General features: G+C 54.1%; 1 protein-coding gene. It reads right to left on the bottom strand.

The features are described 5' to 3' along the window. The coding region (locus VES88_13875; GenBank protein ID HYN82578.1) for a hypothetical protein at positions 1-1,788 on the bottom strand (1,788 nt) is incomplete at its 3' end. Between the last annotated feature and the right edge of the window lie 165 nt (positions 1,789-1,953).

Genomic DNA, 1,953 nt, shown 5'->3' with positions numbered 1-1,953 from the left:
CACATTGGTAGCGCTGAGAACCGTGAGTGATTGCAACCCACTTCCAGCATTAGCATGATCAACCGTTACCGAGTTTGGTCCACTCGTCACTGTAAAGGAAGTCAGACCACTTGGCGGTAGGTCTGGATCATCGGTAACGGTAGTGGTGCAATCCTGTGGCGTCGGTGTTGGCGTCGGCGTCGGTGTCGGCGTTGGCGTCGGCACAGGCGGACCACATTCCACGCGAATTAAGATGGCGTGAAAACTGCTCGCCGCCCTTAATGTGAATCCAGCCCCTTGATTCGGATTAACTACAGTGTAGGTTACCGTCACCGGATCAAATGTACCTGGCGTGAAGGGAGGTATATTCACAATCACATTGGTAGCGCTGAGAACCGTGAGTGATTGCAACCCACTTCCAGCATTAATATGATCAACCGTTACCGAGTTTGGTCCACTCGTCTCTGTAAAGGAAGTCAGACCACCCGGTAGGTCTGGATCATCGGTAACGGTAGTGGTGCAATCCAGTGGCGTCGGTGTTGGTGTTGCAGTTGGTGTTGGCGTCGGTGTCGGCGTTGGCGTTGGTGTTGGCGTCGGCGTTGGTGTCGGCGTCGGCACAGGCGGACCACATTCCACGCGAATTAGGATGCCGTGAAAACCGCTCGCCGCCCTTAATGTGAATCCAGCCCCTTGATTCGGATTAACTACAGTGTAGGTTACCGTCACCGGATCAAATGTACCCGGCGTGAAGGGAGGTATATTCACTATCACATTGGTAGCGCTGAGAACCTCGAGTGTTTGCAACCCACTTCCAGCATTAACATGATCAACCGTTACCGAGTTTGGTCCACTCGTCACTGTAAAGGAAGTCAGACCACTTGGCGGTAGGTCTGGATCATCGGTAACGGTAGTGGTGCAAACCTGTGGCACAGGCGTTGGCGTCGGAGTTGGTGTTGGCGTCGGTGTTGGTGTTGGAGTCGGTGTTGGTGTTGGCGTCGGTGTTGGTGTTGGTGTTGGCGGACATTCCACGCGAATTAAGATGCCGTGAAAACTGCTCCTCGCCCTTAATGTGAATACAGCCCCTTGATTCGGATTAACTACGGTGTAGGTTACCGTCACCGGATCAAATGTACCCGGCGTGAAGGGAGGTATATTCACTATCACATTGGTAGCGCTGAGAACCTCGAGTGTTTGCAACCCACTTCCAGCATTAGCATGATCAACCGTTACCGAGTTTGATCCACTCGTCACTGTAAAGGAACTCAGACCACTCGGTGGGCGGTCTGGATCATCGGTAACGGTAGTGGTGCAAACCTGTGGCGTCGGTGCTGGGTCGCAATCAACGCCTGCGTCCGTTGACTCTATATGTTTGAGCACGACGTTATCAACTGCCACACCGCACGGAGCTGTATGTCCTGCGCCTGTACAATTAACAGAGGAATCCTCGGTGTACTCAAAGCGCAGTTGAATGGTCCTCCCCGTCATTCCCTCGCCTGGGAACTTCATGGAAACGCGTATCGTCCCAGGAGATTCGCCTGACCAGACAGACATGTCCTGGAAGTAGCTGGCGTTGTTGATGCGAAGCGTGTGCTTGGGGAAGTGTTTGATCGTCCCCGTATTGATGAATTCGGCAAAAGCCTCGGCCAGCACTGAACGGAGAATATTTCCGGTAGTTAGATCAGTGATCCGTATCGTCAGGCCATCGAAAGCCTCATAAATTTTCGAGGGAGTGTCTTCGAGGCTGTAGTTGAGGTCGAAGTCGAGCGTGACGTATGACTGGACTCCCGCGGCAGGGGTCGGAACGACCACAGTTGGCGAGAACAGGCGGATAAACTCGAAAGGCGAGCCGTCGTTGTCATGCCAAGCTGCCAGGGTCGGGGTGCGTCCTGCCGGTACTGTCGTTGTTGACGCTGTGATCCAGGGATCATTTGGCCCAGTCCCGCCATTGGCCGAGGTCCATCCAGCTGGCAGGGC

This window comes from Gemmatimonadaceae bacterium (assembly GCA_035633115.1).
GTDB lineage: Bacteria > Gemmatimonadota > Gemmatimonadetes > Gemmatimonadales > Gemmatimonadaceae > UBA4720.
This window is presented reverse-complemented; position numbering and strand designations above follow the sequence as displayed.